This window comes from Mesorhizobium sp. M7A.F.Ca.ET.027.03.2.1 (assembly GCF_003999175.1).
Classification (GTDB): domain Bacteria; phylum Pseudomonadota; class Alphaproteobacteria; order Rhizobiales; family Rhizobiaceae; genus Mesorhizobium.
Genome location: NZ_RZOM01000832.1, coordinates 1 through 2,822, shown reverse-complemented (window position 1 = coordinate 2,822; position 2,822 = coordinate 1). Strand labels below are relative to the sequence as shown.

General features: G+C 64.5%; 3 protein-coding genes. All 3 read right to left on the bottom strand.

The genetic code is table 11. The features are described from left to right. Window positions 1-236: acyl carrier protein (locus tag EN750_RS27645; RefSeq protein WP_145967954.1), on the bottom strand; the 236-nt coding region annotated here is incomplete at its 3' end. Window positions 237-259: 23 nt separating this feature from the next. Next, entirely contained in the window at window positions 260-2,197 is a 1,938-nt protein-coding gene (gene asnB, locus EN750_RS27640; RefSeq protein WP_127398591.1) for an asparagine synthase (glutamine-hydrolyzing), read from the bottom strand. Window positions 2,198-2,274: 77 nt separating this feature from the next. Further along, entirely contained in the window at window positions 2,275-2,667 is a 393-nt protein-coding gene (locus EN750_RS27635) for an autotransporter-associated beta strand repeat-containing protein (protein WP_245482830.1), read from the bottom strand. Window positions 2,668-2,822: the final 155 nt, after the last annotated feature.

Here is a 2,822-nt window from a genome sequence, read left to right as displayed (position 1 = left end):
GTGATGAAGGCCGTGATGCGCGCCAGTGAATCGAGGTTGGCCGGCACGATATCGGCGTCCGCAACTGTGATTCCGCAATGGTCCTCGATAAAGGCCACCAGTTCCAGAACGCCGGTCGAATCGATGATGCCGTTCTCGATCAGCGAGTCCGTATCGGCGAGGGCGTGGGTGGTGTCGCCGAACAGGAAGTTCTCGATGACAAAGGCCTTCACTGCGTCTCGGATCGTATCGGTCATGTCGTTCGCTTTCCTTGGTGGTGTCAGGCGGCCTTTGCGTTGCAAATGCCTGTGCCGGTGAAAGTCGTCAGCCACAGCTGCGTCGACAGGATGCCGACAAAGGCCGCGTTGTCGCGAAAGCCGGAGGCCGGCTGGCGGCTGCATTTCTCATGTAGTTTTGCCACTGCCTTCGGATTGAAGAGCCCGCCGGCGCTGACTGCGGCGTCGCCCAGGGCCGACTGGACATAGTCCCTCGTGCCCGGCCCAACGAAGGACTGGCTGTCCGGTGCGCGATAGGGCTGCTTGGTCCGCCGGCCGATGGCGGCCGGCAGCAGGTCTTTGGTCGCCTCCCGGAGAATATGCTTCTCCACGAGCCCCTTCAGCTTCATCTCGGGAGGAAGGCCGGCGGCAAACTCGACCAGATGATGGTCGAGGAAGGGAAAGCGGCCCTCGATGCCGTGGGCCATCGCCATGCGGTCGCCCTGGCTGGACAGGATATAGCCGGGGAGAAGGAAGCGGGCTTCCAGATATTGCGCCTGATGCAAGGGATGCCAGCGGGCGAACGCCTCGGGCAGCCGCGCGGCGAGCTCCTCGGCGGCGTCATATCCGGACAATGTGGCACGCAGATCGCCCGAGTAGAACAGCTTCGTCGCCGCCGTGCCGTCGAACCTCGGCCGATGGGAGAACAGCGGATCGTCGAGCGCCGCGCCGCTAGCCCCGAAGAAGGAGAACAGGTACTCGGCCGATTGCTGCCTCAGGCCCGGAAGATAGGGGTAGAGCTTGCGGAACAGATGCGGCCGGATGCGGGAGCCGGGCTGTCTCCCGCAAAAGCGCCGAACCCTGGCCTCCTTGAAAATATCGTAGCCGGCAAAGACTTCGTCGGCGCCTTCGCCCGTCAGCACCACTTTCAAGCCGGCCTCGCGCACGAGGCTCGAGAGCTTGTAGAGCGGGGCAGGGGCAGTGCGCAGGATCGGCCGCTCCGTGAAGCGGATAACGTCAGGGAAGACGGCGGCGATATCGCCTTCCCCGCAGGCGACGGCGCTGTGATGCGTGCCGAGCGCACGGGCCATCTCGAGCTGGAAGGGGCTCTCGTCATGTTCGGCGCTATCGAAGGTGACCGAGAAGGTCCTGAGGCCACCCTGCGCCATGCCCGCCGCCAGCGCCGATGTGATGGAGGAATCGAGGCCGCCAGAGAGATAGGCGCCGACTGGCACATCGGCGCGCATGCGGATCCGGGTCGCCTCCGTCAGGAGGGCGCGCAGTTCCTCGGCCGCGGCACGCTCGTCCCGGTGCCGGGGCGGCGCGTCCCGGTCGGGATACTCCAGACTCCAGTAGGGTCGCGTCGAGACGCTGCCCTCTTGCACGATCATCAGGCTTGCGGGTTCGAGCTCGTAGATATTGCGGAAGGCCGTGCGCGGCGCGATCGGGGCCCAGAGCGTGAAGATCTGGTCGAGTGCGACCGGATCAATCTCGGCCGCGACGCCTGGGGCCTGGAGGAGCGCCTTGACCTCCGAGGCGAAGTAAAGCCGTTCGCCCTGCCTTGTATAGAAGAGCGGCCGGACCCCCATGCGGTCGCGCGCCAGAACCATGCGGCGGCGGCGGCCGTCCCAGAGCGCAAAGGCGAAATCGCCATTGAGCGCGGAGACGCAATCCTCCCCCATCTCGTCATAGAGATGCAGGATCACTTCGGTGTCGCTGGCTGTCCGGAAATGGCGGCCTTTCGCGCGAAGCTGCTCGCGCAGTTCCACATAGTTGAAGATCTCACCGTTGAAGGCGATCGTCAGATCGCCCGTCGCATCGGACATGGGCTGCTGGCCGTCCCCCAGGCCGACGATGGACAGCCGCGCATGGCCGAGGCCGGCCGCCTTTGTGGTGAAGAATCCCTGCTCATCGGGGCCGCGATGCGCAATGGCAGCCGTCATCCTTCCAAGGAGCGCCCTCCCATCCCGGACAGTGCCGAAATAACCGCTAAAACCGCACATGCCGAGATATTTCCAAGTCCACCAGCGCGGCTCGGACTATAGCCGCCAAGATACCGGTAGGTGTTAAACATCTGGGACTATTCATGAGAATGGTAAATTTTGAGCGGCCGCCGACGGCTGATTTCTTGCGTGAGCATTGGATCTGCCGCGAGATGAGGGCAATGACGCCCTTCGGCGACATAGTCGCCACTGACGGTCAGCTTGCTTCCGAGGCTGCCGGCGATGCCCACAGTCCCGGCATTGGTCAGCCCGACAATGGCTTGGGAAGTGCCGGCGAGATCGAGCGTCGCGCCCGCCGCGACCGAGAATTGCGAGGCGGAACTGAACGCGTTGGCCGCGCCTGCGGCGAGCGTGCCGCCATTGACCGAAGTGACGCCGGCGAAAGCCGAGTTGTCCGAAGTCAGAACCACTGTCCCCAAGCCGTCCTTGACGAAATCGCCGGTACCCGAGAGCGCGCCGGCATAGCTCACATTAGCTGTCTGGTCGAAGGTGAACGAGGCGCCCGCACCGATCGAGACATCGCCGCCCAGCGCTCGGCCGCCGAGATGATGCCGCCTTGGTCGACGGTCCAGTCCAGCAGCGACGTGCCTGAAAGGGTCAGCGTGCCGGCGCCATCCTTCACCAT

Coding starts and splice junctions, on each gene's coding strand:
- asnB (WP_127398591.1), bottom strand. CDS start 2,197: ATGTGCGGTTTTAGCGGTTATTTCGGCACTGTCCGGGATGGGAGGGCG.